This is a genomic window from Microvirga sp. VF16, assembly GCF_016864375.1.
Lineage (GTDB): Bacteria > Pseudomonadota > Alphaproteobacteria > Rhizobiales > Beijerinckiaceae > Microvirga.
In genome coordinates this window covers 4009655-4036198 of record NZ_CP069354.1, presented here as the reverse complement: position 1 = coordinate 4036198, position 26544 = coordinate 4009655, and the positions used below count along the sequence as shown (strand labels likewise).

Annotated in this window: 24 protein-coding genes; 12 read left to right on the top strand and 12 right to left on the bottom strand. The window is 56.0% G+C overall.

Features of this window, described 5'->3' with window-relative positions:
• Positions 1 to 548: 548 nt before the first annotated feature.
• Complete coding sequence (locus JO965_RS18835) at positions 549 to 2591, top strand: hypothetical protein (RefSeq protein WP_203440541.1); 2043 nt, start codon at positions 549 to 551, stop codon at positions 2589 to 2591.
• 145 nt (positions 2592 to 2736) lie between these two features.
• Positions 2737 to 4218 (top strand): glucosyltransferase domain-containing protein, encoded by a 1482-nt coding sequence (locus JO965_RS18830; protein ID WP_203440540.1) that lies wholly within the window; start codon positions 2737 to 2739, stop codon positions 4216 to 4218.
• Between the two features lie 248 nt (positions 4219 to 4466).
• Here JO965_RS18830 and JO965_RS18825 read toward each other — a convergent pair whose 3' ends face one another.
• The 4 genes from JO965_RS18825 to JO965_RS18810 form a co-directional block, all read right to left on the bottom strand.
• Positions 4467 to 4904, bottom strand: coding sequence for a GtrA family protein (locus JO965_RS18825; protein WP_203440539.1), 438 nt, complete (start codon positions 4902 to 4904; stop codon positions 4467 to 4469).
• Positions 4905 to 4994: 90 nt separating this feature from the next.
• Entirely contained in the window at positions 4995 to 5702 is a 708-nt protein-coding gene (locus JO965_RS18820) for a class I SAM-dependent methyltransferase (protein ID WP_203440538.1), read from the bottom strand.
• A 164-nt stretch (positions 5703 to 5866) separates the two neighbouring features.
• Entirely contained in the window at positions 5867 to 6838 is a 972-nt protein-coding gene (locus JO965_RS18815; protein ID WP_203440537.1) for an NAD(P)-dependent oxidoreductase, read from the bottom strand.
• Entirely contained in the window at positions 6835 to 7875 is a 1041-nt protein-coding gene (locus JO965_RS18810; protein WP_203440536.1) for a glycosyltransferase, read from the bottom strand. The genes JO965_RS18815 and JO965_RS18810 overlap by 4 nt, the downstream gene beginning before the upstream one ends.
• 128 nt (positions 7876 to 8003) lie before the next feature.
• Between JO965_RS18810 and JO965_RS48935 the strand changes: the two genes are divergently transcribed.
• The gene (locus tag JO965_RS48935) at positions 8004 to 8129 is read left to right on the top strand and encodes a hypothetical protein (protein ID WP_256451894.1); all 126 of its coding nucleotides are present in this window, start codon (positions 8004 to 8006) and stop codon (positions 8127 to 8129) included.
• Positions 8130 to 8425: 296 nt separating this feature from the next.
• Here JO965_RS48935 and JO965_RS18805 read toward each other — a convergent pair whose 3' ends face one another.
• Entirely contained in the window at positions 8426 to 9493 is a 1068-nt protein-coding gene (locus tag JO965_RS18805) for an acyltransferase (RefSeq protein WP_203440535.1), read from the bottom strand.
• 479 nt (positions 9494 to 9972) lie between these two features.
• On the opposite strand from JO965_RS18805, the gene JO965_RS18800 reads away from it, so the two are divergent.
• The gene (locus tag JO965_RS18800) at positions 9973 to 10896 is read left to right on the top strand and encodes an NAD-dependent epimerase/dehydratase family protein (RefSeq protein ID WP_203440534.1); all 924 of its coding nucleotides are present in this window, start codon (positions 9973 to 9975) and stop codon (positions 10894 to 10896) included.
• Between the two features lie 468 nt (positions 10897 to 11364).
• On the opposite strand, the gene JO965_RS18795 is transcribed toward JO965_RS18800, so the two are convergent.
• The 3 genes from JO965_RS18795 to JO965_RS18785 form a co-directional block, all read right to left on the bottom strand.
• Positions 11365 to 13434, bottom strand: a complete 2070-nt coding sequence (locus JO965_RS18795; RefSeq protein ID WP_203440533.1) for a glycosyltransferase — start codon at positions 13432 to 13434, stop codon at positions 11365 to 11367.
• Between the two features lie 165 nt (positions 13435 to 13599).
• Positions 13600 to 14760: a glycosyltransferase family 4 protein gene (locus JO965_RS18790; protein ID WP_203440532.1), complete on the bottom strand. Its 1161-nt coding sequence runs from the start codon at positions 14758 to 14760 to the stop codon at positions 13600 to 13602.
• Positions 14761 to 15082: 322 nt separating this feature from the next.
• Entirely contained in the window at positions 15083 to 17173 is a 2091-nt protein-coding gene (locus JO965_RS18785) for a glycosyltransferase (protein ID WP_203440531.1), read from the bottom strand.
• A gap of 589 nt (positions 17174 to 17762) precedes the next feature.
• Here JO965_RS18785 and JO965_RS18780 point away from each other — a divergent pair.
• The gene (locus JO965_RS18780; RefSeq protein ID WP_203440530.1) at positions 17763 to 19757 is read left to right on the top strand and encodes an acyltransferase family protein; all 1995 of its coding nucleotides are present in this window, start codon (positions 17763 to 17765) and stop codon (positions 19755 to 19757) included.
• A gap of 232 nt (positions 19758 to 19989) precedes the next feature.
• Here JO965_RS18780 and JO965_RS49405 read toward each other — a convergent pair whose 3' ends face one another.
• The gene (locus JO965_RS49405; RefSeq protein WP_371826889.1) at positions 19990 to 20142 is read right to left on the bottom strand and encodes a peptidoglycan-binding domain-containing protein; all 153 of its coding nucleotides are present in this window, start codon (positions 20140 to 20142) and stop codon (positions 19990 to 19992) included.
• A gap of 861 nt (positions 20143 to 21003) precedes the next feature.
• On the opposite strand from JO965_RS49405, the gene JO965_RS18770 reads away from it, so the two are divergent.
• Both JO965_RS18770 and JO965_RS18765 read left to right on the top strand, forming a co-directional pair.
• The gene (locus tag JO965_RS18770) at positions 21004 to 21177 is read left to right on the top strand and encodes a hypothetical protein (RefSeq protein WP_203440528.1); all 174 of its coding nucleotides are present in this window, start codon (positions 21004 to 21006) and stop codon (positions 21175 to 21177) included.
• Between the two features lie 326 nt (positions 21178 to 21503).
• Positions 21504 to 21731 (top strand): hypothetical protein, encoded by a 228-nt coding sequence (locus JO965_RS18765; protein ID WP_203440527.1) that lies wholly within the window; start codon positions 21504 to 21506, stop codon positions 21729 to 21731.
• On the opposite strand, the gene JO965_RS48930 is transcribed toward JO965_RS18765, so the two are convergent.
• Positions 21718 to 21840 carry a hypothetical protein gene (locus JO965_RS48930; protein WP_256451893.1) on the bottom strand — a complete coding sequence of 41 codons (123 nt, stop codon included), beginning with the start codon at positions 21838 to 21840 and terminating at the stop codon, positions 21718 to 21720. The two genes, JO965_RS18765 and JO965_RS48930, sit on opposite strands and share 14 nt — an antisense overlap.
• 627 nt (positions 21841 to 22467) lie before the next feature.
• Here JO965_RS48930 and JO965_RS18760 point away from each other — a divergent pair.
• The 4 genes from JO965_RS18760 to JO965_RS18745 all read left to right on the top strand — a co-directional run bounded on the left by JO965_RS18760 (position 22468) and on the right by JO965_RS18745 (position 24317).
• Positions 22468 to 23130, top strand: a complete 663-nt coding sequence (locus JO965_RS18760; RefSeq protein ID WP_203440526.1) for a hypothetical protein — start codon at positions 22468 to 22470, stop codon at positions 23128 to 23130.
• Positions 23127 to 23609 carry a hypothetical protein gene (locus JO965_RS18755; protein WP_203440525.1) on the top strand — a complete coding sequence of 161 codons (483 nt, stop codon included), beginning with the start codon at positions 23127 to 23129 and terminating at the stop codon, positions 23607 to 23609. Before JO965_RS18760 ends, JO965_RS18755 begins: the two co-directional genes overlap by 4 nt.
• 76 nt (positions 23610 to 23685) lie before the next feature.
• Positions 23686 to 23904 (top strand): antitoxin, encoded by a 219-nt coding sequence (locus tag JO965_RS18750; RefSeq protein WP_203440524.1) that lies wholly within the window; start codon positions 23686 to 23688, stop codon positions 23902 to 23904.
• Positions 23904 to 24317: a type II toxin-antitoxin system VapC family toxin gene (locus tag JO965_RS18745; protein WP_203440523.1), complete on the top strand. Its 414-nt coding sequence runs from the start codon at positions 23904 to 23906 to the stop codon at positions 24315 to 24317. The genes JO965_RS18750 and JO965_RS18745 overlap by 1 nt, the downstream gene beginning before the upstream one ends.
• Positions 24318 to 24394: 77 nt before the next feature.
• Here the strand turns inward: JO965_RS18745 and JO965_RS18740 are convergent, their stop codons facing one another.
• Together JO965_RS18740 and JO965_RS18735 are read right to left on the bottom strand one after the other, a co-directional pair.
• Positions 24395 to 24772, bottom strand: a complete 378-nt coding sequence (locus JO965_RS18740) for an HNH endonuclease signature motif containing protein (RefSeq protein ID WP_203440522.1) — start codon at positions 24770 to 24772, stop codon at positions 24395 to 24397.
• Positions 24773 to 24784: 12 nt separating this feature from the next.
• Positions 24785 to 25300 (bottom strand): hypothetical protein, encoded by a 516-nt coding sequence (locus JO965_RS18735; RefSeq protein WP_203440521.1) that lies wholly within the window; start codon positions 25298 to 25300, stop codon positions 24785 to 24787.
• Positions 25301 to 25588: 288 nt separating this feature from the next.
• Between JO965_RS18735 and JO965_RS18730 the strand changes: the two genes are divergently transcribed.
• Positions 25589 to 26536: an NAD(P)/FAD-dependent oxidoreductase gene (locus tag JO965_RS18730; protein WP_203440520.1), complete on the top strand. Its 948-nt coding sequence runs from the start codon at positions 25589 to 25591 to the stop codon at positions 26534 to 26536.
• The last annotated feature ends 8 nt before the right edge of the window (positions 26537 to 26544 follow it).

Sequence of the window (26544 nt, the reverse complement as noted above, 5' to 3'; positions counted from 1 at the left end):
GGTCTCGTGCACAGCCTTCCACATCAGCCTGTTTACGCCTGTCGGAGGTCACGCCAGGCGCCACCAGCGCCTGCAATGGCGGCAGGTTTGGCCGCTCTGGTGCAACGCTGGTTCTTCGCGCGCAGCTTCGCTTGGACAAGCACCGGGGGGCCTTTCCGTCGACAACGATCCTGGACTTACCTTTTCTTGAGACGCCCAATATGGCCGCACAATCGTCCTAGGTGCCATTTAAACACCGGACTCCCTCGATCCGTCGGCATATTTGGACTAACCTGACGAGGAGGATTATTGCTATCAGAAATGGTGTGGGCCCATGGGCTGAATTGAAGCGCCTTTGCTGCGGTTCCCCGCCGGCCCGAGGGCCTTGAAAGTGCTCAACTCCGTGATCAGTACGTCCCTCGTCAGATGATAAGCTCAGAACGAGTGGCGAGCTGTCGCACTGCTCCGCCTTTTTGCAAGATTGCGCCTCCTTGCGCGACAGTGATCAGTCCATCTATAGAATTTGGACTGACGGGAAGACACACCCTACGGGCGCAGAAATTCAGGCCATGACCTCAGACGCTAAGATCAAAATCTCGGCAATTCATCTAACAGCCATTATTCTGACTATTCTTGCCACTGTGCACGTAGTATTCTTCGTGCAAGGGGAGCACCATGTATATGTCAACGACTTCCGGAATTTCTGGATTGCTTACTGGGAGTCTTCGCTGAGGTTCAAAGAGAGCGTATACTATTGGGCTGTTCATTTGCGCAATGAAATCTGGGCAAGCGACTACAATTCGATGCCGGCTGTTCTGTTGCTCCCGTTCAGCTTGACCTTCGGATATGCCAGAGTTGGCTACATACTAGGAGTGGCTCTGACCTACTTTGTGCCTGTTGCTCTACTCTCTGCAACGGCTGCGTATCTGACCGTTCAGCCGAAAAGCAAACAGACGTTCGCCTTTGTTGCATTCAGCATGTTTGCAGGGTTGTACGTGCCTTATTGGACGCCGACCCTGCTGGGCTTTCCCGATATTGTCGGCCTCATTCCGCTCGCACTTGCGTACATCGTCATCCGTACCACGGGCCTTGGATACCGGGTTAGACCAGGTGTCGCACTTCTCTTAGGTGCGCTGATTTGGATGCCCTTCTTGTTCAGGCGGTGGTATGCATTCACGATTGTCGCTCTTGCTCTGTCCGCCCCTCTTTACTGTCTGGTAGGGGCAGTCATTGAGAAAGGTATCTCTTGGCGAGATGCGCTGAGAAGCACAACTGTCAATTTTGCAATTGGCGGCGCTACGTCAGCCGCGCTGGCTCTCATGCTTCAAGGCGGCCTGATCCAGACTGTTTTGAATACAAGCTATTCAAGCATATATGTGGCGTATCAGCGCCCAGCCTGGGGACACATCACAAATCTCTGGCAGACTTTTGGGACGATCTATCTCGCTTTGGCTGTAGCTGCTCAGGCTTTCCTTTTCGGATCGCTGAGGAAGCGGCTCGATGTGCTCTTCATTAACATCAACATCGCTGTCATTTTCGCGCTGTTCACGCAAACGCAGGGTTTCGGGCCGCAGCATTACCTCCCTCTTGCATTTTGGTTTTTCCTACTGAGTTGTCTTGGGCTATCGCTGCTTTGGTCTTCAATGGCCAAGCCCGTACCCGCAGTTGCTGCAGGGCAGGCGCTTGTCGCTCTCGGAGTTTTTGCAGCCTCGTTTTATCATAGTATCCCTCGGCCGCAGTGGGCCAGCGTTCTCCTCCCTCGTCCGACCTACAAGAATCTCATCGGCAACCAAAGGGAATACGTAAGGCTCACCAAAAGGCTAAACAAACTTTTAGAACCTGGGGAGAAATTTACCGTATTCGCATCAAGCATGTCTCTCAATCGGGATACTCTTCTCAGTGCATCAAGAGAAGCTCTTGCTGGGAAAGATTTGGATGCGTCTCACGTTGATCTTATTCAAGGGCTCACCGTATCCCCGTTCATGGCTCAGTACGCGGTACTATCGAATCCTATTCTGACGCATTTGCCGGAGAATACTCAAAGCGTAATTACAATTCCGGCGAAAGCGATACTCTCTGGCCAAGGCATTGGAGCCGCATACAAGAGGATAGATGGCTCATTCAGGATAGCGAATGGGCTTGAGGCATTCATCTATGAAAAGCAACGCCCCTTCACGTCGGCCGAAGTGAACGCTCTGCTGGAGGAGTTCTACGCAATCTATCCTAGCTGGCGCGATGTTTATGGGAATGCTGCCTTCAGGCTTGCTATGACTTCCGCAATCGAGCTTGGAAACAAATATGGCCGGTTCGAGTATGCAGCTAGTGGTGAACTGATCGTTCATCCTGGGGAGACTGCGCCCACTCGATTCACGTTCCTATCTTCCGGGGCACCGTTGAGGTTAACAGTGGGAGCGCCATGCGCTGATGCTGACGGCGTAGACGTCCAACTCCTGAGGGCCCAAGAAACTATAACTCACATTGAAATTGCCCCAGAAGGAACCGCGACACTTTCTTTGCCCGATGCTGGAGCAATGCTCACGATCGTTATCAGCAAGCGCGGCAATCCTTGGTGTGATGTTGTCCGGATTGCGGAGTTACCTAGCCAACGTTAATGTTGCCCATCGTCGACAGACTGACGTTTCCATCTGCTTTATCGACACGCTAATGATATTCGGGAAGGCAGATTGCAGCTTTAATATTGGCGTTATGGGAGTGTTCTCATAAAGATCGAGAAAGTGTCATTCACTAGAGTTCCTCATGCAATCGCCCCTCAAGACGATCAAACATCATCAAATTTCACTCCTGGTCGTCTTTGGCCTCGTCTTGCTGGCCAAGGCGCCAGCGTTTCTTGGTCCTCTTTACTCAGTTGACGCTTGGATTGCTGCTACTGCAGCGGATGAAAGCAAGTATTTCAGTGATATTACTTTGGTATTGTCTCAATATCGATTCGGCTTGGCAGCGCTGTTTTTGTTCTCTCGACTCTTTGAGTATGGCGCCGCACCTGTCGCTTTCAATTCGGTTCTCCTGGCCTGCGGTCTGCTGACAATTGCAAGCCTATTCTCTTATCTAACGATAGATCCAGAAGGGCGCAGAACTCCATATTTGATTTTCTCTGCGATTTTCTGCCTGCATCCGTTTACGGTGGAAATATTTACGTTCGTCGATGTTGCGTTGTTCGCAAGTATGTCGCTGGTTCTCGGCCAGCTGGGCGGCCTAATACTCTATAAGGGCACGTCGCGACGGGAATGGGCCGGTGGGGTCGCTCTTATCATCGCCGCTCTATCAATTTATCAGATCACGCTGCACTATATTTTTATCACACTTTTGTTTGCTTCGGTCGCTGCGCTTATGCGAGGCGAGAGCCTCCGCCCAGTTCCTCGCGCGATCATCGGCGTAGCAGTGAGTGCAGCTGTTTGCCTCTTAATGGCAAAGGGCATCAATGCCATCCTGCAGATCCCGAGTGAGGCTCGTGGGAGCCTGATCAGCCTTTACGAGATACCTGGTCGAATTGGGGCTCTGCGTGACGCTCTCGTGCGATCGTTCTACCCGCCTCCGCGCCTTGTTCCTCCTGTCACGACGGGCATCGCAGCGTTGGCTCTTACTGCAGCATTATTTGTTTCACTCCGGGTCGTTTTCGTCCGCAAAGGCATTTCAGCAGTTCTCTTGGCGATGGTCGCTCTCGGTGCTGCAGTCTGCTGGATTGCCGGACTTTCGATAGTGGGAAAAACCCTTTGGCTTGTTCCGAGAACCTTGAGTGCCATCGCGGTGTTCCTCGGCGCAGCTGTGGCGCTAGGGTGGCTGGGAGGTGGTCAAGTCATGAGAGGCATTCTTGTCTCAACGACTTCGCTTCTCGTCTTTGGTTACATCGCGTCTAACAACCGCATTCTTTATGATCAGTGGCGCGTGAACAATTGGGATGCTCAGCAAGCGAACCGCATCCTGGCGCGTCTTGAGACTCTCCAGGAGTTTCCACAGATGAAGCGGCTTTCTGTGCAAGGTGGTTTCACTAGATATCGAGCTAGACTACCTACCGCTTTTGCAGACTTGAACATGAGTTCATTTGCGCCGGGACTGTTCAAGAATTACACGATACAGCAAACTACAGGTTACAAGTTCTTGCCTCCGACCCCAGACCAGGGAAAGCTGGCAGTTGGCTATTGCAAGACTGCCCCAAGGTGGCCCGCTTCACAATCGGTCACGATCATAGGAGTGCTTGGGATCGTTTGCTTGAGCGATTGAGGCCGAATCCAAACGTGCCGATCTAGCTACAACAGGAGCCTCTTGGCCTACGCGTCTCGGCTAGCTTCTGGTGGCGGGCTACCACGGCCGCAGCCACATTGTGGTAGCCATTATTGCCGTTGGGGCAGGGATGCGCCGAAGACACGTTGCCTCCGTCGCTAGCAGTCGTCTGCTTACTGCGCTTGCGATGGAAAAGGCTGCAAAGCATGGAGCGGAACAACAACATGCTCCGATTGAACGAGACTAATTTATCGTTCTACGAAAACCCAAATCAAGAAGACCACAAAGTTTGCAATAGGGATAACTCCGGAAACGACTGCGGCACCGATCCAATAGGGCAAACCGGAAATGTGCACCGCCCAATGCATAACCAATGCAGCGACAAGCAAACCGACGAAAGAAACCGAGAGAAATTTCATGATTTGTACAGCTGTGTCGTTCCTGATGCTAAAGGTAAAGCGACTCTGGAGGAAATACGAGACGACAATACAGATCACATAGGCTAGACAAGAAGCCGTTACTGGAGAAACGTCGATATGGCGCACAGCCAGTGTAGCTATAAGAAAGTACAAAGCCGTCGAGATAGCCCCTGCGAGAGCAAAGCGAATGAGCTTCGCGAAAACGCCTTTTGCGGGAACTGCCTTCGTGGAAGGCGCCTCGGAGGGCGCAGTTTGATTATCGTTCATGACCGTCTTGTCTGTAGAAGCAGGCTTCTTCCTAAGTTAGCTTCTGGCTGTTGGTAGGCATTGAAGTACAAGTTGGGAATCCGAGTAATTTCATGTGCGAGCGCTGAGGAAATACTGCGCTCCGGATGGCAATCGTCCCACAATGCGGTCAATGCGCCTCGTGAAGGGTCCGAAGCTCGGAATGTTCAGAATGGATCGTACCTGAATGTCGCGGAATCCTGCCCCATTAAACAGGCCCTTTGTCACATGAGGCTTGAGGAGAACCGCATCGGCATCGAAAGGGCAACGGTTGACGACTTTCATCGTCAGAGGGTTGTAGGGATTGTGCTCGAAAACCAGCGCTAACCCTCCCTTGCGCAGGACCCTGCGCATCTCCCTCACAAAGTTCGTCCATGCTGGAGGAGGAACATGATGCATGACACAGATTGTGAAGGCCACGTCGAAAGTTCCATCGTCGTAGGGCAAGCGGCTTCCATCGTAGCTCTGGTACACTAAGTCAGGATGCCGTGTACGGGCTCTCTCAATACTCTCTGATGAAACATCGCAACCATCAATAGAGCCGAAGCGGCCCTTGATCAACCCATGATAGTTTCCAACGCCACAGCCAATATCAAGGGCCGAAAGCGCGGTGGTTTCGCCAAGGACTTCCCGCGTAAGATCCACAAGGTATTCAGATTTTACTCTTGTGAAATAATCGACATTCATCCCTGGAACGAGCAGAGCGGCATTGACAGCCTCAGAGTATTTGGAATTATAGCGGTCGAACTCTTCCGCAATTGCTTTTTGCTGAGGATCCATCGTGTCACTTTCTATCTGTCGCGGTGCCTTATAGTTAAGGTTCGTCACTCATAAAGAGTTGTGATATTCCAAAAGATCTTGGTATCGAAAGTCAACTTCTGCTACATGACCGAAGCTACCTTGTTAAGGTCCAGCTTGGTCTTTTAATATGGCTGAGCAGATACTTATTCGCTTCGGACGAAAGCTCCACGTAACTGGAGCGCCGTTTGCCGGATTCCGGTATCCAGATCGGTTGGATTCCAAGTGACAGGAAGAGCACTTTTGCAAAAACTGATGTGGCTTGCGTTGGACGGTTGGGAATCAAACTGACAATATAGCTTTCGTCCGACCGCCTGTTCGATCTTATGCAGCATCTCGAACATTGAGCTCGGCTTGCCGCTGGCCAGCAAGAAGACCTGCGAGTTGCTCGGTGGCACGGTAAGTTGTTTCGCCAAGAATGATCCTATGTCCGAGGCCAAAACATAATCTCTGATTGTATGAGGTTCACCGAAGATCCGGGAAACACGATGGCGGATCCCGTTCTGAACCAAGGCACTGACCAGTCCGATGCGCAGTCCGGTTCCGGAGTAACCATAAACCGAGCTCGGTCGATATATCAGCTTCGTGACCTCTTCGGAAGTCGCTGCCAAGTGCTTCTCCTGTTCGAGCTTCAACGCTCCGTAGGGGCGTATCGGCGCGGGAGTACTCTCTCGGTTGACCTGACGCTGCCCTTCGAACAAGCCGCCGGCAGAACTGAAGAGATGAATGGCATGTTGTGCCATTGGCACTTGCTGGCAAAGGCGCTCACTGATCTTCAACACATCTTGGAATGCCTCGAGTTCCTGCTCTACTTCGGCCTGCGACGAGGCGAACCCGGCCCGCCCAGCCGCCCAGACGATATCGAGCCTGCCTATTCGATAAACGTCACCTCGCGCCGGGAGAGCTGTGGTGCTGATCAAGAACTGCTCTATCTGTTTTCTATCCGCAATGCGCTGGCTCGGGTCGCTCCAGGAAAAGGCGAGCTCCTGTGAGGTCCAATCTGATAAGCGCAGAAGCGAAGCGGCAATGGCACGCCCGACGAGCCCCATGCCGAACATAGCGACCACATGCCGTGATCGTTGTCCGAGGCCAATTACCGGGCGCTGAAAGATGATCATGACTTTTTCGGTGCGAAGTGCTGGATAAGAGCCAAATCCATGCTGCGATCGACGATAAAGAAGATAGGACGCCCATGAGCGCTGGTGACAAGAAATGATAGGTATTCGAGGGCAACCCCTATCAAGAAGGTAATGATTCCTCCGAAGAACACTACGGCGAGGATCAGGGAGGTCCAGCCACCGACCAAGATCGTTTCCGGGAAGAGAAGCTTCCTTACCAGCAGTACGAGGCCAAATACCACACTCGCGCCCAGAATCAGCAGGCCTGAGGCTCCACCAATGCGACTCACTTTTGCTCCGCTCGACATCAGCATGCGCCTCGCGTGCGACAGGAGCTTTGAAAACTTGTATCCACTTTTACCTTCTTCGATGAATCTATGATCCTTGAGACGCATCGGTACAACGCCAACCCGTTGAGTGAACCACGACAGGGCGACGTCGAAGTACGTGTCATGGCTACAAACGCTGCCGGCGGCCCGTCCTACGGGCCCTCGGATCAGGCGGAAGCTGTTGAAGAAGCGGATGTTGGAAATGCCACTGAACCTTTCGATAAAGCGCTTGTACAATGAGGAGCCCAGATCCCTGACGCGGTTCTCATGAACCTTCCCCTCGGCCTTCGCATACACCACGTCGCAGCTTGATCGCGCCACTTCACGAAAAAGCTCGTCGATATGAGTTGGAGGATGTTGGAGATCCTCGTCGAGGGTTACGATCCAATCGCCAGAGGTATGTAGAATGCCCGCAATGGTTGCAGGGTGCTGGCCAAAATTGCGCGCAAGGTGAATGGCCGTCACCCATGAATATTGACGTGACAGCTGATCGATCAACTCTGGCGAATTATCGATCGCGGCATCGTCAACAAAAATAGCCTCCACGAGACTGACAGGGGCATTCTCATTTTCCCAGCGATCCTTCAGAAGCTGAAGTTCATCAAAAAGCGCATGTAAATATTGAGCCCCTGAGTAAACGGGAACTACAACTGATACCGTTACTTTCTTCTGTTGGGCATCGCTTGCGATAGACGGTGACCCGGTCATGTTCAATTCGTCCTACTCAGTTCATGCGTCTCTTGCCCAGCAACACTACGGTTAGCCGACAGGTCGCAATCTTGCCTCATCTGTGAGTTGTATCGATATACAACCTTTAGTAACGGAGGGTATGATCGATGTTTCGCAACAAGGAAGCTGAAAATCAAGCCATCATTGGCACCCAACTTGTCATCCGTGCGAGCGAAGATAGTCGCTATTTCATGGCTTGCGGCAACTGTTTCCGTGTTTTGCCAGGAACTTGAAAGTTCTGTCCGGCAAGCTCCTACTAGGCTCGTGAGATCGGTTTTGGTTAGATCCTCATTCATCCACAAAAACTGTGCCTGATGAAGAGGGCAAAACTCGACTAAGTAGTCGACGCTATGATCACTGAGAAGTGTTGTTTCCTAGGTAAATTATCCTTAATGTGAATAAAGTGAGATACGAGCCTCTCATTCAGACCAGACAATAGGAGTCTTTAGACTCCGTCGATGGGCAGGAACTATACTGTCAGGCTTGGCTTTAATAAGCGATAGTTTCCTTTAGTCCCACAAGCCACCACTCAGCCAGAAGTCTGAGTATTACTGCCTTTTGAGGGAAATTTACTGAAGTATCCACCTCCCGATAGAATAGCGGCAAGTCGAGCCTTGTATCCCAAGCACTTTCTTTCGAATGTATGCCAAGTTATATAGCCGCAGGCTACTGTGATAATGAGGGAAACTACCATCGAAAGCCAAAAATCTCCCATAGAAAGAATAGCTAATTGCTGAATTGGGAATGCAAGGATATAGATTCCGTACGAGGCGTCACCGTATCGGCCAAAGGCTGCAAACTTGCTTGTCGTGCAGATAAGGACGACGAGAACGGCAAGTGATATCGTGTAAACGAGGTTGTCCGTAGGAAGAAGCGAACGCGATAAGCAAATCCCTATCAATGAGCAGGATAGTGCTATTAAACGACGGGCAGAAATCAGCGGCCATAATACGGCAACCAGAGCTCCACTGAGAAAATAAAGCCCGAGCTTTCCGACGAAGAAAGAACGAAGGAAAAAGATTCTGCTTTCTTCGGACGCGAACAGGCACAGGCCATTGGCTACAATTACACCTATTAATAATGCTGCCAGCCGGTAGCGTGATGGCAGCAGGAAGATGCAAAAGAGCGAGACATAAAGCCAGAACTCGTAGGGTAGTGTCCAAATAGATCCATTGATGCTCTGTGATGGCTGCCCCGTAAGTATGCCAGGAATGCGTGATCTTGCTCCGTGGAAGAACATTCCCAGGTTGTGGATCACGTAGTCGATGTGGAGACTCAAATTAGCATAATTTGAGAACCATAAGAGCATCACCGCTGAGGCGCAAACCAATGCAAACGCGAGATTGGGCATGATGCGTAGAAATCTCGCGGCGAAAAAGGTACTCCATCGGTTCGAGCGTTGAAGGCTCTCGCAGATCAAATAGCCGCTCACGACGAAGAATACGGCTACGGCAGATCCGCCAAGGGTGTCTCGGAACACCGGGATAAACGGCTCAATAAAGCCACTAAGCGCAAAATGGTGGCTGACCAATACGGAAACGGCAGCCGCGAATCGGATGAAATCGAAGGAATTGTTCCGGTCGCTTGTGCCGATCATAATAAACTCACGTATTTAGAATAAGATGCTTATCGCATCTGGCGACGAATTCCAAAGCTGGAAGGAACTCTCAGACTTGGCGACAGGTCGAGTTGATGCCGTAGACAAAACTACTGTCAGACAAATACAGCAGGGACTGGTCTGATGATTGCCATTACACTCCTAGGGAGGTGAAGGGCAATTGGCTGCTCAGCCAATTTGATCATGTGTTGCCGCAGATCAGAGGCATGCGTGAGGAGCATTGTTGGAGGGAGTTGCATTGATGATGTCTTCGCCAAAATTAAGCGCTTCGTTCGCGCAGGACTTCTTGTCGCACATGTCTGCCAATGCATCGATATCAGACGCAACGAAATCGATGGTCGCCAATGCGCCGAAAGCTAATGAATTATCATTGGGATTGGCAACTTTCTGGACAGAATAGCTCTGATTCGTGCTAGTGGTTTATAAATCAATCGTACAGTGCACTGTTGAAGGTTCTTATGTCCTCCTATCTTGTCACAGGTGGTTGCGGGTTCATTGGATCACATCTCGTGGAGACTTTGCTAGCCGATGGACATTCTGTCCGGGTCCTTGACAACTTCTCGACCGGCAAACGGTCTAACTGCCCGGCTGAAGTGGAAATTATTGAAGGCGACGTTGCTGATGCTGCACTCGTTGCTGACGCCATGCGCCGAGCCGATGGATGCTTTCACTTAGCGGCGGTTGCCTCAGTGGAACTCGGAAACCAGGATTGGCTCGGCACTCATCGCGCCAACCTGAGTGGAACCATTGCGGTCTTCAATGCAGCAAGGCAAGGTAAGAGTGGCCGACCGATCCCAGTTGTCTATGCTTCGTCTGCCGCCGTTTATGGGAACAATCCAAACGTTCCGCTCCAAGAGCATGCTACCAAGGCGCCGCGCTCAGCCTATGGTGCCGATAAGCTTGGTTGTGAACAACATGCACTTGTGGCCGGCATTGTTCACGGAGTCCCTACCTGCGGCTTGCGCTTCTTCAACGTCTATGGGCCCCGGCAGGACCCAAACTCTCCATATTCAGGAGTGATCTCCATCTTCTGTAAGCGTCTGAAGACGGGTGAGCCCATAACCATCTTCGGTGATGGATCGCAGACGCGTGATTTTGTTTATGTTAGTGACATTGCAAGGGCCCTCATCGCTGGTATGGAGCACGCTTCCATCGACGGAAACGTGTACAATGTTTGTACAGGCAGGCCCACAACAATCGTTGATCTCGCCGGCAAGATTGCTGAATGTCTCGGCGTTGATGCCAGGCCCGACTTTGCCTTGCCCCGTAAGGGCGAAATTCGGGAGTCAGTCGGAGACCCCATCAAAGCATCTTTGGGGATCGGATTTTCGGCGAGCGTCGATTTAAAGCTCGGTCTTGCCCAAACCATAGACGCAATATGAGCCTGCCTCCGGAATGTTCCACTAGAGGGGTGATTGAAGTGCTTGGGAGGCTTGACCGAAGCCAAGCGACGTTTTGACCCCTTTGATCCCTTCGGCTAGCGAGGCGCCGGTGGATGCTAAGAGTGTACAAAAGGGGTGAAGGTGTAACGCGCTATGACTGCCGTCGTGGTGGGAACATGATGTCGTTTGGGCGATCCGAGGTGACTGGCCATGCCGATCCAACGCAGAACTGGATTTGACCCGCTGCAGCTTCATTCATTTCCCAGTCTGGGAGGGTGGCCCACCCGCTGGCATCAATGACCTGAACTGCAGGCTGCACCGTCCGTGCAAATTCGATGTCGATGGAACTGATGGAACCCTGGTTTGCAAACCAGGGTCCAACCATCCCAGCTTATCAGCCTTCATCGTCAGGATCGGATCCCGGTGAAGTCAGAGCAGTCGGGTCCAGCCGTCTATTCGAGAGCCTCCTCAGAACAGCTTTCGCTTCAGCCAGCGCAGAGTTTTCGCCACTTTTCTTGGGAGCACTCTCTCGATTAGAAAAATGCGCCCAACAAGCATCCTTTCCTCTATGCGATAGCGCCTCATGAAGAAGGCAGAGACGGGCTGTCGGGTTAAGGCTTCGATGGCCTTAAGACGCGGAAACGGCCGGATCTCGTTTTTGCCTGGGAAGCTGTGTGCCACCTCGGCGGCGATGGTTTCGAGCGAGGTGAGGTACTGCTCCATCGAGTAGTCCTGGTGGCGGGCGAAGGCCGCCTGCGACAGCCGGACAAGCGTGTCCGGGGACAGGCTCTCGAGCCGATCGACCACGGCCTCGGCCGAGTACTCGTCGAGCAGGAAGCCGTCCACGCCATGCCGGATCACCTCGGCCGGGCCGGGCGCATAGCTCGGCGCAATCACCGGCACGCCGAATGAAAATGCCTCCAGGATGACGTTGCCGAGCGACTCCTTCTTCGACGGCAGCAGGAGAACCGAGGCTTCCTCATAGAGCTTGGGTTTGTCGGTGACGTTGTAGGTGATCTCGACCCAGTCGCTCACCCCGGCCGCGGAAAGCTGTGCCAGGAAGGCCGGCAGGTCGGGGGAGTTGGGGCCGTCGGTGGTGAAGATGCGCAGCCGCAGCAGGCCGCGCGCCTTCATCAGCTTTGCGATCGGCACCAGACGCTCGGCGCCCTTGGCATGAAAATCGATGCGCCCGACGTAAGTGACGAAGCGGTTCTTGTCCGGGCTGTAACCGTTATCGGAGCGGGTGGCGACCGGCAGCCGGACCTTGGTCAGCTCATGAAGGCCCATTTGGCGATGGAGCAGCATGTCCATGTCCGACAGGCACAGGATGCGCGAGACCTTGTAGCCGTTGATGTAGCTGGAATGCGCCAGAACCTCGGAATCCTGCAGGAAGAAGGAAAGCTGGCCCGAGGCCATGTGGAGGATGGGCAGGCGATCAAGGTGCGCCCGGACGGCGGGCGAGAAGCCGCGGATGATGTTGTTCGGGGTGATGACCACCGTGTCGGTGGGATGGCACGTACTCAGGAAGGCAAGCACGCCGGCCTCGTCGTCCGCGGCGCGCAGCGCCCCCGGCACGGAATGGTTCGGGTCGCGCCGGGTCAGGCAGACGTGCCGGATGGCTCGGCCCTGGGCGGCGAGCACGGTGTTGCGCACGCGGCTCGAGATCCCGCCGATATACGACAGATCATGAACCAGATGAATAATCGTGCGAAGTTTGAACGGCATGATGTCATTCAATGCCTTACGCAGCGCCAATTTTTCGCTGTCCGTCTGGGACGGATCATCGCTCACGACCGCGAGCAGATTGCGATGCAAATTCTTGAGATAGGTATCGTCGATTCCGTACCGCTCCTTGAGAGTGTGATAATTCTCCACCCTGGTCGCGATTTCCGGTAGAAGAATGTTCTTTGAAAGCGTGGACTTGCGAGCGGACGCGATCAGATAAAAGGGGGCTGTGTCGACCAACTGGACGCGATCAAAGCCGCCTAAGAGAAGCCGTATATTCAGACGCACGTCCTCGCTGCGCCCTTTGACGCTGTCTTGCAGGTGCAGACGAAGCGCATCCCGGTTATAGATTTTTCCTCCGATGCCGGAAAGGATACGTGTAATCGTGTGACTGGAAATCGGGCGCTCAGGATCAATCGCTTCTGGAAACATTCTGTTCCGCCCGATCTCGAAGGGCGTGACGATCATATCGAAACCTGGCGTCAGGCGGCTGGCCATTGCCATGAGAGCTTTCGGCCGGATGAGGTCGTCGCCATCGATAAAGATAACATAAGGCGCTCGTGCCTGGTGGGCGATGAACTGGCGACCAGCGGATGGGGAACCGACATTGACTTTTGCCAGGTGAATCTCGAAGTGGCTCTTCCTCGATATGGGATGCTGTTCAATCAGGGATGCAGTGCCGTCGGTGCTGGCATCGTCGAACAAAACGATTTGAAAGCGCTTCTCGTCCAGCACGGCAAGCCGATCGAGGAGGCGCTCGATGTTGTCCCGTTCATTGTGAGTCGTGACGCCAACCGTCAAAATGGGATGCATGCCTGATCTCAAGTTCACTTTGGAGAAACGACGTTATTCATAGGATATCCATTCGCACCCGCTGAAGCTTGACCGGCATTTTGCTCATGTCCTGGTGCAAGGACTGCCTCCAACAGCTCTCACAAGTGGCGGCAATCATCTCGTGCGCGCTATCGCGATACTCTTCTAGGGTTGAGACTTCCATGTGAGCTTCGCCCGAATGAGACGGAGCGGCTCTGTCATACGCCAAGACAGCGTCCTTTTTATCAGACTTAACCGCAGTTGAGTCCGTTCCAGCCGAGCTGTCAGCATTTCTATCGACTTGATGACGGGGTAGGGTCTGATTTCATTTCTCCCTGAAAAGGTGAGGGCGGTATCGGCGGCGATGGTTTCGAGCGAGGTGAGGTACTGCTCCATCGAGTAGTCCTGGTGGCGGGCGAAGGCCGCCTGCGACAGCCGGACAAGCGTGTCCGGGGACAGGCTCTCGAGCCGATCGACCACGGCCTCGGCCGAGTACTCGTCGAGCAGGAAGCCGTCCACGCCATGCCGGATCACCTCGGCCGGGCCGGGCGCATAGCTCGGCGCAATCACCGGCACGCCGAATGAAAATGCCTCCAGGATGACGTTGCCGAGCGACTCCTTCTTCGACGGCAGCAGGAGAACCGAGGCTTCCTCATAGAGCTTGGGTTTGTCGGTGACGTTGTAGGTGATCTCGACCCAGTCGCTCACCCCGGCCGCGGAAAGCTGTGCCAGGAAGGCCGGCAGGTCGGGGGAGTTGGGGCCGTCGGTGGTGAAGATGCGCAGCCGCAGCAGGCCGCGCGCCTTCATCAGCTTTGCGATCGGCACCAGACGCTCGGCGCCCTTGGCATGAAAATCGATGCGCCCGACGTAAGTGACGAAGCGGTTCTTGTCCGGGCTGTAACCGTTATCGGAGCGGGTGGCGACCGGCAGCCGGACCTTGGTCAGCTCATGAAGGCCCATTTGGCGATGGAGCAGCATGTCCATGTCCGACAGGCACAGGATGCGCGAGACCTTGTAGCCGTTGATGTAGCTGGAATGCGCCAGAACCTCGGAATCCTGCAGGAAGAAGGAAAGCTGGCCCGAGGCCATGTGGAGGATGGGCAGGCGATCAAGGTGCGCCCGGACGGCGGGCGAGAAGCCGCGGATGATGTTGTTCGGGGTGATGACCACCGTGTCGGTGGGATGGCACGTACTCAGGAAGGCAAGCACGCCGGCCTCGTCGTCCGCGGCGCGCAGCGCCCCCGGCACGGAATGGTTCGGGTCGCGCCGGGTCAGGCAGACGTGCCGGATGGCTCGGCCCTGGGCGGCGAGCACGGTGTTGCGCACGCGGCTCGAGATCCCGCCGATATACGACAGATCATGAACCAGATGAATAATCGTGCGAAGCGTCGAGGCCTCCGGAAGCATCGACACTGAAGGTAACTCTGTCATTGCTGAGCTGCTCCAAGCTGCATTCCGTCGGCAAAGATTCGCATATGAGAGCCAAGGTGTAGTCGTAAGGATAACGAGTTGGATTGGGTAACTTGGAATTGTAATTGAATCAACTCTTCATAGGAAGCGTATGTATAAGATGAAGATGATGATGTTGTTTGCAAAATAGTCCCTTGACGTACCGTCAGGCCGTGTTGCCCGAGAGAGGTGTATTATACTAGCCAGAATGAGGGGATTGCGGAACGTTCTGGTTGAGGCTGGCGGTATCCGATCCCTGGCTCAATTGTTGTTGTCTGATAATGTTTCTCGGTTCTAACGGCCGACTTTTGCTTGGAAGGCTAGCAAGAAATCCTTCATCTGAAGATTTTCTCTTCTGTGTTGCGACGCCCTGAAGGTGATATACCTTGCTGTGGGGTGTATAGATAATCCGCTGGTTCATGTGTCGTCGGATAAAGTCGCACAGGATCCAGTCGGAGCGGTAATGCGGACCGTTGCCGCTATCGAGCCCGCCAGCAGCCCTCATTGTTTCCGGCCGTACGAGACCACAGAACAATGGAGCATAGGTGAGTTCGACAAATCCATCCTCCCGGTCGAATTCCAAGTCGATGATGTTGTTGTGGTGAGCGGAAAGATTAATGTCGCATTCGATGGCGCTTACTGCTCCCGGTATATGTACCTTGGAGGCTTTACTATTGGCTGGGAGGGTTTGCCGCGGAACCGCCATGCCCGCGTCGGCATGCTTGAAGAGAACGTAGCGTAACTCATCAAGCCAGTCGGGCGTGGCCAGCGTATCATTGTTGAGGATCAGGATTTTTTCGTCCCGGTCCACGACTTCCGCCAATCCGCGGTTCACGGCAAAGCTGAACCCGGAATGCTTGTCCTCCTTGATCAGACGCACATTCTCAAACAGCGTCGGCAGTTTTTCCAACTGCGCATAGGTCTCCTCGGAGGATCCGTTGTCGACAATCACGACATGATAAGGGGTTGGCGTATGTTCCGCGATGGACCGCAGGCACACCTCGAGTTCGCTCGCTGACTCGTAGTTTGGAATCACGATTTGAACCGGCTCGACAGGTAGTCGAGACAGCTTCGTCTGACGCAGATCCCGTGATCTTTGTCCGATTGAAAAGGCGAGATGTTCTTTCTCGTCCATGGTTGTAAAGGGCTGGGTCCACGCCGACCGTTCAACGAGTCTCAACTGCACAGCCTTGAGGGCGTCAGCGTCATCCCGCGCAGCGCTGGCGTTATCGGTCGGTTCCGTCTGGCTCCCGGCGGCGATGTTTTCGTCGGCCTTTGCCTGACCAGCAGTGCTGAGGGTTTCATCCGCTTTTGCCTGATCGGCCGCGGCGATGTTTTCGTCTTCTTCTGCTTTGGCTTGGAACGAGTGGCCCAGCAGGCAGGGAACAGCAATCGGCTGTGCGACTTCCGTCATCCTGAGGACGAGGTCCCACCCGCCATGCTGCTTTAAAGAGGCATCGAACGGCCCAATCTCATCCAAAAGATCGCGCTCGTGCACGAGTGTGACGGGCGCAATGTAATTGGTATTTTCCAGAAGGGGCCGGTTAAACGGCGCGAACCGAACTCCTTTGAACGTACGGCCTAGCCGAGCGTCGGGATCGAATTTCTCCCACATGACGTGAGCGCAGTATGCGATCCGCGCTCGCTGCGACCGCATCTGATTCAAGAGAATCAGGAGGAAGTCGGGATCCCATTGATCCTCATCACCAAGATAAGCAATGACGCGGCCAGATGAATGCTCAATTCCTGTATTGCGAGCGCCGCCGACCCCAAGCTGCTCGGCAAGACGGACATACTTTATGCGATCATCGCCGAACTGTTTGATCAAGGCCTCCGTCTCGGAATTGTCGCTCGCATCGTCGGCAACGATCAACTCCCAGTTCTTGTATGACTGCATCAGGACCGAGACGATCGCATCAGCAATGACAGCCGCACGATTGCGCGTAGGCATGATGATCGAGATGAGAGTGTCTTGTGGGAGCGTGGAATAATCACGCGCCAACTTTTTCTTGTTGTTGTCCATATAAGCAACAACGCGGAGATCGCTTTCCCATAACTCGGAGCCGATTGCATCGGGCAGAGTCATGGCTCTGTGGCAGTACTCCTCGAACGTATTGTAATGCTTGTGGAGCCGGGTCTTGATCTGATATGGCGCCAGAAATCTCGTGGGCGGCACGCGGCAGAGAACCGGGGAGGCTGTGACGCGATAGAGATGTTCCTGAGGAATATTCGCGCGATCCAGATAGCGGACGTTCTCGAAGACTTGAGCGGGCTGATGGCCCATCTTCATCCCGCTCTCAAGGTAAGTCCGGTATGCCTCTTCAGGGTCCTTCGGGACCTCGGGGTGGCGCGCAGTATACCAGTCCGCGTCGAAGAGTTGTCGCGCCGTTTCAACCCGTGGTGGCTGCGGCGCAGTCTCGGTTTTGAGTGGCTTCTCGACTTTCGGGGGCGGAGGCGGCGGAGCGGGGGCGACAGTGATGCGCTCAGCGATAACTTTCACTGTCCCATGAGGCAGAATGGGCCTGATCCACTGCCGAACAGGCTGGGGGATGAGGAAGAATGCCGATTTGAGAATGCGCCGTATCATGTCCGTTTGCATGCGTTTGCCGGAACAATGCGTTAGCCGCGAGTGCTCCCAAACGCAACCTCATGTGACATGATATCTAAGGGTCGAAGAGCTTCGCCCCAGGTAAGCCTCAGAGGAGTTGCCGTTACGCATGGATTAGGAAGATGGCCAGTCCGGTACCTAAAGTCGCATGCTCGGGATGGCGGTCGGAATCATAGTCGGTCTGGTCAGCACTGCCTTACGATTGCCCAAGCTTGCATGTTGATCAGGACTTTGGCTATGAGCCAAGAGCTATCAGGTTATAAAGTTTTTCATGCTTCTCTCTCGCCATCACCTTGTTCCAGAGATCCAGGGGCTTCGCGCTGTGGCGGTGCTGGCGGTACTGATCTATCACCTCTGGCCTAAGATCTTGCCGGGTGGCTATGTGGGGGTGGATGTCTTCTTCGTCATCTCCGGCTACCTGATCACCGGCTCTCTGTTCAAGGAGTTTGAGGGCACGGGCGGGATCAACATCGCCGGCTTCTATGCCCGCCGGATCCGACGCCTCCTGCCGGCTGCCGCCCTTGTCTCTCTGGCGGTGGCCGTGTCGGTTCCGCTCTTCCCGCGGGGGCAGTGGGCCGATATCGCCAACAGCCTCGTGGCCAGCGCCTTGTACGTCCAGAACTGGTTCCTAGCCGCTCAGGCCGTCGATTATCTGGCCGACGACGCCAAAGGGCCAATGAACCACTTCTGGTCGCTCTCGGTCGAGGAGCAGTACTACATCGTCTGGCCCTTGATCCTCCTGCCCCTCCTGCAGCTCGCACGCCGGACCGCCTTGAGCCCCCGCGCGGCCTTCGGCTGGTTTGTGGGCTTGATCGGGCTGGGATCGCTGGCCTACTCGATCTGGGCGACCCCGCTCAACCCGGACATGGCCTATTTCGCCACCACCACCCGCGCCTGGGAACTGGCCCTCGGGGGAGCCCTGGCTGTCTTTCCGGTAAGGCACGTCCTGCCCCCATCCACGCGTGGGACTCTCGGGCTTGCCGGTCTGGGAGCGATCGTCCTCGCGTGTCTTGCCTACAGCGATGAGACGAGCTTTCCCGGATACATGGCTCTGCTGCCAACCCTTGGCGCGGCGGCGGTGATCGTTTCCAGTGGCGCCCAATCCTCCTGGTCGACTGGTCGGCTGCTGAATTCGCGTCCCTTCCAGTATTGCGGCGACATCTCCTACTCGCTCTACCTCTGGCATTGGCCGCTCATCGTGCTCTATGGCGAGGTGACAGGCCGGGCTATCGGTCCTCGGTCCGGTCTCGTCCTCTTCCTGGCATCAGTGGGCCTGGCTCATCTGAGCAAGATCTTCGTCGAGGATCCTTTCCGAGGCGCACGCTTTTCCATCGGTCGCACCCTTGCTGCCGGTGCGGGTGGGATTGCACTCACCGTCATCGCCGGCGCGATTTATCTCGCGCGGGACGGGAGCGAACCAGTGCCGGGTGCCATTGCGGAGCTCCCGCGGGGGGGACCGGCAATGAAAGATCCGCAATACAATTGGCGAAGGGAAGATCCTTCAAAGGTCATACCTAAACCCGAAAGGGTCAAAGATGATGTATCATCTGCCTATGCTGCCAAATGCCATCAGATGATTGAGGGAACTGAGGTTCTGACCTGCGACTACGGGGATCCCAAGCGTGGTACGAAGATCGTCATGGTCGGCAATTCCCACGCCACGCACTGGTTTCCTGCCTTTGAGGAACTCGCACGCGCACAGCCGATTTACTTTCGTGGACTAGCGAAATCGGCGTGCATATTCTCGTTGGAACCGGTTTACGACGCTGGTCTCAAGCGCCCCTATACGGAGTGTGCGGAATGGTCGAAGAACGTGATCGAGTGGCTCGCGAGGGAACGCCCGGATGTCGTTCTCATTTCCCATTCTCCGGCTGACAGAAAGATCAAGCCCGAAGTACTGGCCGCGACTTGGAAACGCTTGATCGAAATGGGGATGGACATTCGTCATGTCCGATCCATTCCGCGGCTGTCATTCGATCCCGGCAAATGCCTTGAGGGAAATGAGGATTGGATGGCCAAGTGCATACCTTCACGTAAGCGGGCCTTGAAGCAGAACAATCTCTATGTTGTGGCAAAGATGCTGAATGTGGAGATATTAGACTTCTCTGAATATTTCTGTGATGCTGATCGTTGTCCCGTGCTGATCGGTGGAGTTCTCGTTTACCGCGACAGCCATCATATGACGGCGACCTATGCGAGGTCACTTAGTCGGGCTATGGAGGAAAAACTCGCGTCCGTCATACGAGTTAAGGCTGCTGACCGATAGTCGTGTATCCAGGCTTCTGAAATCCTATCTGAATGGTGACGGATTGTTCTCGCCAGTTCATGCTCCTGGGTACGATCTGACCGGATACCTTTCGCTTCCACGCGCTGCTTTTTCCACATGGCAGCCGCCACTTAGGGGCATAAGCTCCGATGTAGTGAATCTTTTGACGCTTGGGCCAAGCCACCGATCGCCGCATGCATCGACCCCAAGGTGCACGTGATTGCCAGTCAATCTAGCGTAGTGAGGGCTGTGCTGCCGTGTGAGAAGCGCGAAGCACACGAATAGTGTCAGCGTCGAGGCGCCCGGTTACTGGCAGCCCTTGGGCTTGCTGGAAAGCCTCAATTGATCGCCGGGTGCCTGGGCCCGATACGCCATCTGGTTTCACGGGCCCATATCCCAGCACCGTGAGCGCCTGCTGTGCCTTGCTGACTTCCTCCTTTGAAAGGGGGATGCTGGCTTCCGCAGGTCGGGCGGGGCTCACCTGTGACGATCCTGTCTCATTTGGAGCTGCTGCTTGAGCCGGACCGTCGGTGGGTTGGGGACGTATCAGGTCAATTTCGCCACTGACTCGAGCCCGAAGATACTCCAGGTGCTTTAGCTCTTGGGTAGCGGCGGCGATCTGCTTTTGCACGTGCTGCAGATCCCGATCCCCCTCTTTGAGACGCTCCAGTTCCACAGCAAGTGCATCACGATTCGCACTGGCCGTCTCAGCTACCTGGGACAAGCGTGCAATCTCAGCTTGAGCATCCGCCTGGGACGATTGGGGACCCAGGACTGAGAAACCATACAGAGCCCACCCCGCTACGGCCACCACAGTCACTGTCAGACGGTTTATCACCACGCACCCCGGTCCTATCCTGCTTCTTGTATGCCGCTGATATGGGCTGCCGAGGGTGTGGCAGGAAGGGGTGACGAGAGGGTTTCATCGATTTCTGTCCGCTGGCTTCTGCCGGCGGAACTCCTTATCGTCTCGCGCTAATCCAAGTGAACCTAATAGGGAAGGTGCATGTCCGGACTTGATATTGTGGGCTGACTCAAGTCCGCCTTAGAATACGAGGGAGATGTACCTCCCAACTAAGTTCAGGTACTCTTCATCGAGGCCGCCGAGACGATCGAGTGCCTTCGGTCCCTGTAGGAACCATTGGATGACGCCGGGCTACAAGACTTGCCGCCCAACGGCAATGCTTAGGTGTTCGGTTGCGGAATGTTGTTGGGGTCGGGTGCGTTGGGCGATTGAGGACTACGCTTGGCGCTTCGCTGGCATGCGGCGGCCATCTTTTCGCCGCAGGACGACGTGGCGCTCTCCATTCATCCCTGTGCCCGCACCCCTGCTATCCGGATCAAGATTGCCCGCTCGGCCGCGCCCGCAGGCGCATTGGCCAAACCTTCCGGCGGGAGCATCGAAACTAGCCGTAAGTGACGCAAACGCAGACCGAGGACTGCCAGGACAGCTCCAGTCGCCCGCACAAGCTGCCCTGAAAAGCCATGGAAGAGGAGCGAGCCAGTGCATTGGGCGATGAGGATCAGAAGAAGAATGTCAATCATCCATTAACATTCATCCGTGACCACCTCATGGGGCTGGCCAGTTTCCAAACAAGCGAACAGGGCATGTCTCATGCTGGTCGCTGATATGACTGATTGCTCATTATATTTAGGTTGTTTAGCAATGATCTGGCCGGAGATCTTCCGCTTCCATGGACTACGCTTGCCACATGGCAGCGGCCTCGTTGACCGTTGGGCGCTGATATGCCGGATCTTCTGCCGCTTGACCCGGGTCGCCCCGCGATGATTATCGCTGCTCTTTATCAAAGCGCGGGCCTCATGGGCCGGTCCCCTGCTGTCAAGATTGTCAGCGCCTCCGAGTTCCAGGGCCCGAATATGCTCGGCAATCCAGCGGTCGCGCACGCCATCGATCTGCTGGTGCGCACCACACACCGGCCGCGTGTCCTCTCCCACATCCTCAGCCGCCGGTAGGGGGCAGCTTCCCACGGGGCGTTGTCCCCACATCCTCAACCTCGACGAACGCCATGCCATTGTCCTTCAGGAGCTGGTCTGCGATCGCGAATAGCGATGGTCGCGTCATCCGTGACGTTCTCCGTCGAGAAGATCGACGATCCTGGAACAGCCGCTCGCATTCACCGCGCAACACCTCACATGAGGCGATGAGGATTGCGATTTCTGACGCGCTTGGGGTCGACGGGAACTGCAGGCCTGTCGAGGCCACGATTCACCCAGACGCTTCTTCACAGCTTCTCTCTGGTGGGCAGACTTCCTCGGTAGGTGAGATTGATCACGGCAGGTCGGAAAAGCCCTCCTGCTGCAGGGATGAGGATTCTTGCCTCGTCCACCGAGCTTGGAGGGGAATGGCCCGATACCAACAGGGGCCGCAAACTGTGCATGATCAGGGCTGCAGGACATGGTTGACATCCAGTTCCAGACTCTGGAAGACGCTGGCATTCCGACGATCATGAGCGTGAAGAACGGGGATTGGTGTTCGCTTGCGCCATCCCAAGCATCCCGCCTCCGGCACCGATCGTCGCCCCGTTCGATGGCCAAAGGAAGCAAGACAACCAGCTTAGGGTTCTCCTGGTCCCGAAGCGCGAGGCTCGTTGGTCCATCTTGTGCAGGATCAGCACGGATGCCCCAGGCCACCGGGTCGCACCCCCGGCATATAGGCCGCGTTTACCGCACAGCCTGCATAATCAGGGCTATGAGTAAGAACAAACCCACACCCAAGCAACCCGCCGAGCAGAACCACGCCTTTGATGGCAACCGGCCACCGGCCGGCGTTGTGTCGATCCTCCAGCAGCGCGCCCTGGTTTGGGGTGAGTCGGCGGCGGACTATGATGCTCTCTTCTCGGCAATCCTCGAAGAGATCATGCCAATCACGACCTTGCAGTGGCTGCACGTGAAGCACCTCACCGACCTGGCCTGGGAGATCCACCGGTACCGTCGCCTGAAGACCAACATCATCAACCTTGCCCGGATCGATGCGGTCGAGACGCTTTTGACGCCCCTTGTTGTTGGTCGCCCTGACACGCTCCAAGCGTATGAACAAGAGGGTCAGGTGCGGCGCGTTGCCCACAATCTGCAGTTCGGCAATGAGGCCGAGCGGTCGGCGGCGTGCCAAACCCTGACGAATTTCGGTATCAAGCCTGATGATGTCACCACTCAATCCATGGTGATGTCGCTCCCCGATGTGATGAAGCTCGAGAGCCTGATTGCCTCGGCCGAGGGCCGGATGGTGCTGCTCCTGCGCGACGTCAATCGCCTCAAGGATGACTTCGCCGCCCGGCTCCAGAGGACCGCCAGCGCCCTTCAGGATAGAACGTTGGCGGGGCCCGCTGCTCCAGATCCGGAGCTGCCCCAATGACCTCCCCACAGCAGAGGGCCTCCAATCGCGCCAACGCGCAAAAGAGCAGTGGTCCACGGTCAAAGGAGGGCAAGGCCCGCTCGGCCCGCAATGCCCTGAAACACGGCCTGGCCGCTCCGGTGGCCCTCGACAACGCCATCGCCTGGCACATCGCGAGCCTCGCCCGGAGCTTTGTCGGGGATCAGGACCCCAACTCTCTGATCTGGATCTATGCCCGGCAGATCGCCGAGGCCGAACTCGATCTCGTGCGCATTCGGCAAGCGCGCGTAAAAGCCTGGAATCAGCAGGCGGCGGAGTGGACGAGCCCCCCAGGACGGAGTTTGCCCGATGAGCGAGGAATCCAAACATACAGGACTCTCAGCAGCCTGCTGGCCAGGATCGACCGCTACGAGCGCCGAGCACTGTCCCGCCGACGGACAGCGATCAAAGCCCTCGACACCGCCCTGCAAGCTCTCAAGGGCAATCACAGCTCAGAGTGACGTGACCGGCGCAGACCAAGTCTTGTCCTGATGACCTCCGTGCGTATATACTATCGTGTATATACGGAGAGTGCGCATGGCATTCGCTAAGGTTTTCCGGTCTGGCAACAGCCAAGCCGTTCGGCTGCCCAAACAATTTCGCCTCACGAGCGACGAGGTCGAGATTTTCCGCCGCGGCGACGAGATCGTCCTGCGCGAGAAGCCCAGAAGCCTGGCACGCGCCTTCGAATTGCTGTGTGATCTTCCGGAAGTCGAGCGCGACGATGCTCCCCCTCAGGAGCGTAAGGGCCTGTAATGCCCGAACCCCGATATCTCCTCGATACCAATATCTGCATCTACATTCGCCGGGAACGCCCACCATCCGTGCTGGATCGGTTCAAGGCCTTGAACCCCGGCTCGACGGTGATCTCCGTCATCACCTATGGTGAGCTGGTCTACGGGGCCCGCAAAAGCCAGGACTCCGACAAAGCGATGATGATCTTGGACGAGCTCACAGAGCTCATTCCCGTGGTCCCCATGGCGACGGATGTGGCAGACACCTATGGACTGATTCGGTCTGATCTGTCGGCGCGCGGTGCCTTGATTGGCAACAATGATCTTTGGATCGCAGCCCATGCCATGAGCCTGAACTTAACTCTCGTGACAAACAATGAGAAAGAGTTTCAGCGGGTTGGCGGCCTCACACTCGAAAACTGGGCCAAGAGATAGGCCTCGGTCATTGCCGGCACGAGCCGGCTGCACACGTTGGCTCAGCCTCCAGCTGGCCTGAAGACGAAGACGACGCGCTACTGGCGCGGCACGATGGTGCCATCAAGTCTTTTCTTCCAGCGGCTTTGCCGGCCACAGGGCATCGGACGTTTGGATTGCGCAGCACCGAGATGCTGGATCTTCTGCTTCTTGGCTTTGGCGGCGCGGCGATGGTCATCCTGTGTCTTGCGCAGCCCACAGGTTTCATGCGCCGGTCCCATGTTGTCCGGTTCATCCAGGCCTCCGAGCTCGAGCGCGCGAATGTGTTCGATGATCCAACGCTCCCGAACACCATCGATCGGTTGCTCACACAGGACGCAGATGCCGCGGGCACGTTCCCAAATCGCCAGTCGCTGGCGCGGCGTGAGCTTGCGCCGCCGTGTCGTTCCCACATCGTTTGGTGCAACAAGGGGCATGTCGCATAGCCGTCATCGTTTGAGGGGCTTGGGATTCGCGTCCACTTCAAGCCCATGCTGATCATGGTCTCGATCGCCGTGGGACGAGGCGGCTGCTTCACCGCCATCGATCGGAATGAGCCGAACCCGCAGACCGGTCGCGGCGACGGTGAGAGCGGAGGCAGCAGGGGCTTGTTGCCGGAAGACGGGTGTCCTGTCGGTGTCGCGTTGTGCACAAGGGACACGCGGTGACGGGTCTTTCTGTGTTGGCACACCCACAAAGGTCAGCACGTACTCTGCGCGCCGGGCCAACCATACAAGTTCTGCCTGAGTGCACGTCAGCTGGTTGAGGTCATTCGTCGTCAGCACCGCTGCAAGATCGCGAATGAGGCGGATCAGAAGATCACAGTCGCGGCAGGTGCGCAGAGCGGCTTCTTCGGCCGCATCGCGGTCCCGCGCGATCAAGGCCATAACAACCGCGCGAGCCGAGGCGATGGCGTAAGAGAGGTTGGCCGAGCAGGCATTGGCAGGATCATGATCACCAAGCATGGGCGGCCTCCTCCATATCGACAATAATATTATATCGTTACTTACGTTACGTCAAGTGCGATGTCATCAAAACTCGCTGATCCCCTCTTGGACGGATACCAAGGGGCTTGCAGAAGCGTCTGGCGATCAGGTTTTGGCAGAACGAACCCAACGCGGTGGCACCGCTTGCAGCCGACCCGCTGACACCATCAGCTTGCCTGATCAGACAGAACGCGGCAAAGGTGCATGACCTTTTCCCGCCCTCATGTGTTGTGCCTCCTGTGAGGCCAGCGGGGAGATCATGCGGGCATGGGGTCGAACGGGGACATTCTGGATTGCCTGATCGTTGGCGGAGGGCCGGCAGGGCTGACGACGGGACTGTACCTGGCCCGTTTCAAGCGCCGGTTCGCGGTGGTGGACGGCGGCACGCCGCGGGCGGCGTGGATTCCGACCAGTCACAACATTCCCGTCTTTGCCGAGGGTATTTCGGGCGAGGACATTCTGGCCCGCGCCCGGGCCAGCCTCGAGCAATACGGCGCTCCGATCCGGACGGGGCAGGTCACCGGCCTGCGCAAGCAGCCGGACCGTTTCATCGGGGTCGTGGAAGGCAATGATGGCAGCACATGCCAGATCGCGGCCAAGCGCGTGGTGCTCGCCACCGGCTCCGTCGATATCGAGCCCGATCTACCCGACTTGCCCAATGCGGTGCAGCGTGGCCTCGTTCGGTATTGCCCGATCTGCGACGGTTATGAATCGCGGGATCGGAAGATCGCCGTCATCGCCTATGGTTCGCACGGGATAGGGGAGGCGGTTTTCATCGCCCGCACCTATTCCCGTGATGTGACCCTGCTTACCCTGGGGCAGCCTCTGGAGCTGAATCCGGAGCAGCGGGGCAGGCTCGAGGAGCACGACATCAAGATCGTGGAAACGCCGGTCGAATCCCTCGACATGGAAGACGACCGGATCTCCGCCGTGCATATGGGCGGCAAGGAGCACCGCTTCGACGTGCTCTATTCGGCGCTTGGGCTCAAGTACCGATCGGATCTCGCGATCTCGCTCGGCGCCGAGCATGACAAGTCGGGCGCTCTCATTGTCGACCGCCATTGCCAGACGAGTGTCAAAGGCCTTTATGCCGCGGGCGACATCGTCCGCGGTCTCGACCAGATCGTGGTCGGGATGGGGCACGCGGCGCTCGCCGCGACCCATATCCATAATCACTGCGAATTGCCGACCGAGGACGAGCCCGGCGGGGCGTGATCCAACCT

Coding starts and splice junctions, on each gene's coding strand:
- JO965_RS18835 (WP_203440541.1), top strand. CDS start 549: ATGACCTCAGACGCTAAGATCAAAATCTCGGCAATTCATCTAACAGCC.
- JO965_RS18830 (WP_203440540.1), top strand. CDS start 2,737: ATGCAATCGCCCCTCAAGACGATCAAACATCATCAAATTTCACTCCTG.
- JO965_RS18825 (WP_203440539.1), bottom strand. CDS start 4,904: ATGAACGATAATCAAACTGCGCCCTCCGAGGCGCCTTCCACGAAGGCA.
- JO965_RS18820 (WP_203440538.1), bottom strand. CDS start 5,702: ATGGATCCTCAGCAAAAAGCAATTGCGGAAGAGTTCGACCGCTATAAT.
- JO965_RS18815 (WP_203440537.1), bottom strand. CDS start 6,838: ATGATCATCTTTCAGCGCCCGGTAATTGGCCTCGGACAACGATCACGG.
- JO965_RS18810 (WP_203440536.1), bottom strand. CDS start 7,875: ATGACCGGGTCACCGTCTATCGCAAGCGATGCCCAACAGAAGAAAGTA.
- JO965_RS48935 (WP_256451894.1), top strand. CDS start 8,004: ATGTTTCGCAACAAGGAAGCTGAAAATCAAGCCATCATTGGCACCCAA.
- JO965_RS18805 (WP_203440535.1), bottom strand. CDS start 9,493: ATGATCGGCACAAGCGACCGGAACAATTCCTTCGATTTCATCCGATTC.
- JO965_RS18800 (WP_203440534.1), top strand. CDS start 9,973: ATGTCCTCCTATCTTGTCACAGGTGGTTGCGGGTTCATTGGATCACAT.
- JO965_RS18795 (WP_203440533.1), bottom strand. CDS start 13,434: ATGCATCCCATTTTGACGGTTGGCGTCACGACTCACAATGAACGGGAC.
- JO965_RS18785 (WP_203440531.1), bottom strand. CDS start 17,173: ATGAAGATGGGCCATCAGCCCGCTCAAGTCTTCGAGAACGTCCGCTAT.
- JO965_RS18780 (WP_203440530.1), top strand. CDS start 17,763: ATGCTTCTCTCTCGCCATCACCTTGTTCCAGAGATCCAGGGGCTTCGC.
- JO965_RS18765 (WP_203440527.1), top strand. CDS start 21,504: ATGCCGGATCTTCTGCCGCTTGACCCGGGTCGCCCCGCGATGATTATC.
- JO965_RS48930 (WP_256451893.1), bottom strand. CDS start 21,840: ATGACGCGACCATCGCTATTCGCGATCGCAGACCAGCTCCTGAAGGAC.
- JO965_RS18760 (WP_203440526.1), top strand. CDS start 22,468: ATGAGTAAGAACAAACCCACACCCAAGCAACCCGCCGAGCAGAACCAC.
- JO965_RS18755 (WP_203440525.1), top strand. CDS start 23,127: ATGACCTCCCCACAGCAGAGGGCCTCCAATCGCGCCAACGCGCAAAAG.
- JO965_RS18750 (WP_203440524.1), top strand. CDS start 23,686: ATGGCATTCGCTAAGGTTTTCCGGTCTGGCAACAGCCAAGCCGTTCGG.
- JO965_RS18745 (WP_203440523.1), top strand. CDS start 23,904: ATGCCCGAACCCCGATATCTCCTCGATACCAATATCTGCATCTACATT.
- JO965_RS18740 (WP_203440522.1), bottom strand. CDS start 24,772: ATGCCCCTTGTTGCACCAAACGATGTGGGAACGACACGGCGGCGCAAG.
- JO965_RS18735 (WP_203440521.1), bottom strand. CDS start 25,300: ATGCTTGGTGATCATGATCCTGCCAATGCCTGCTCGGCCAACCTCTCT.
- JO965_RS18730 (WP_203440520.1), top strand. CDS start 25,589: ATGGGGTCGAACGGGGACATTCTGGATTGCCTGATCGTTGGCGGAGGG.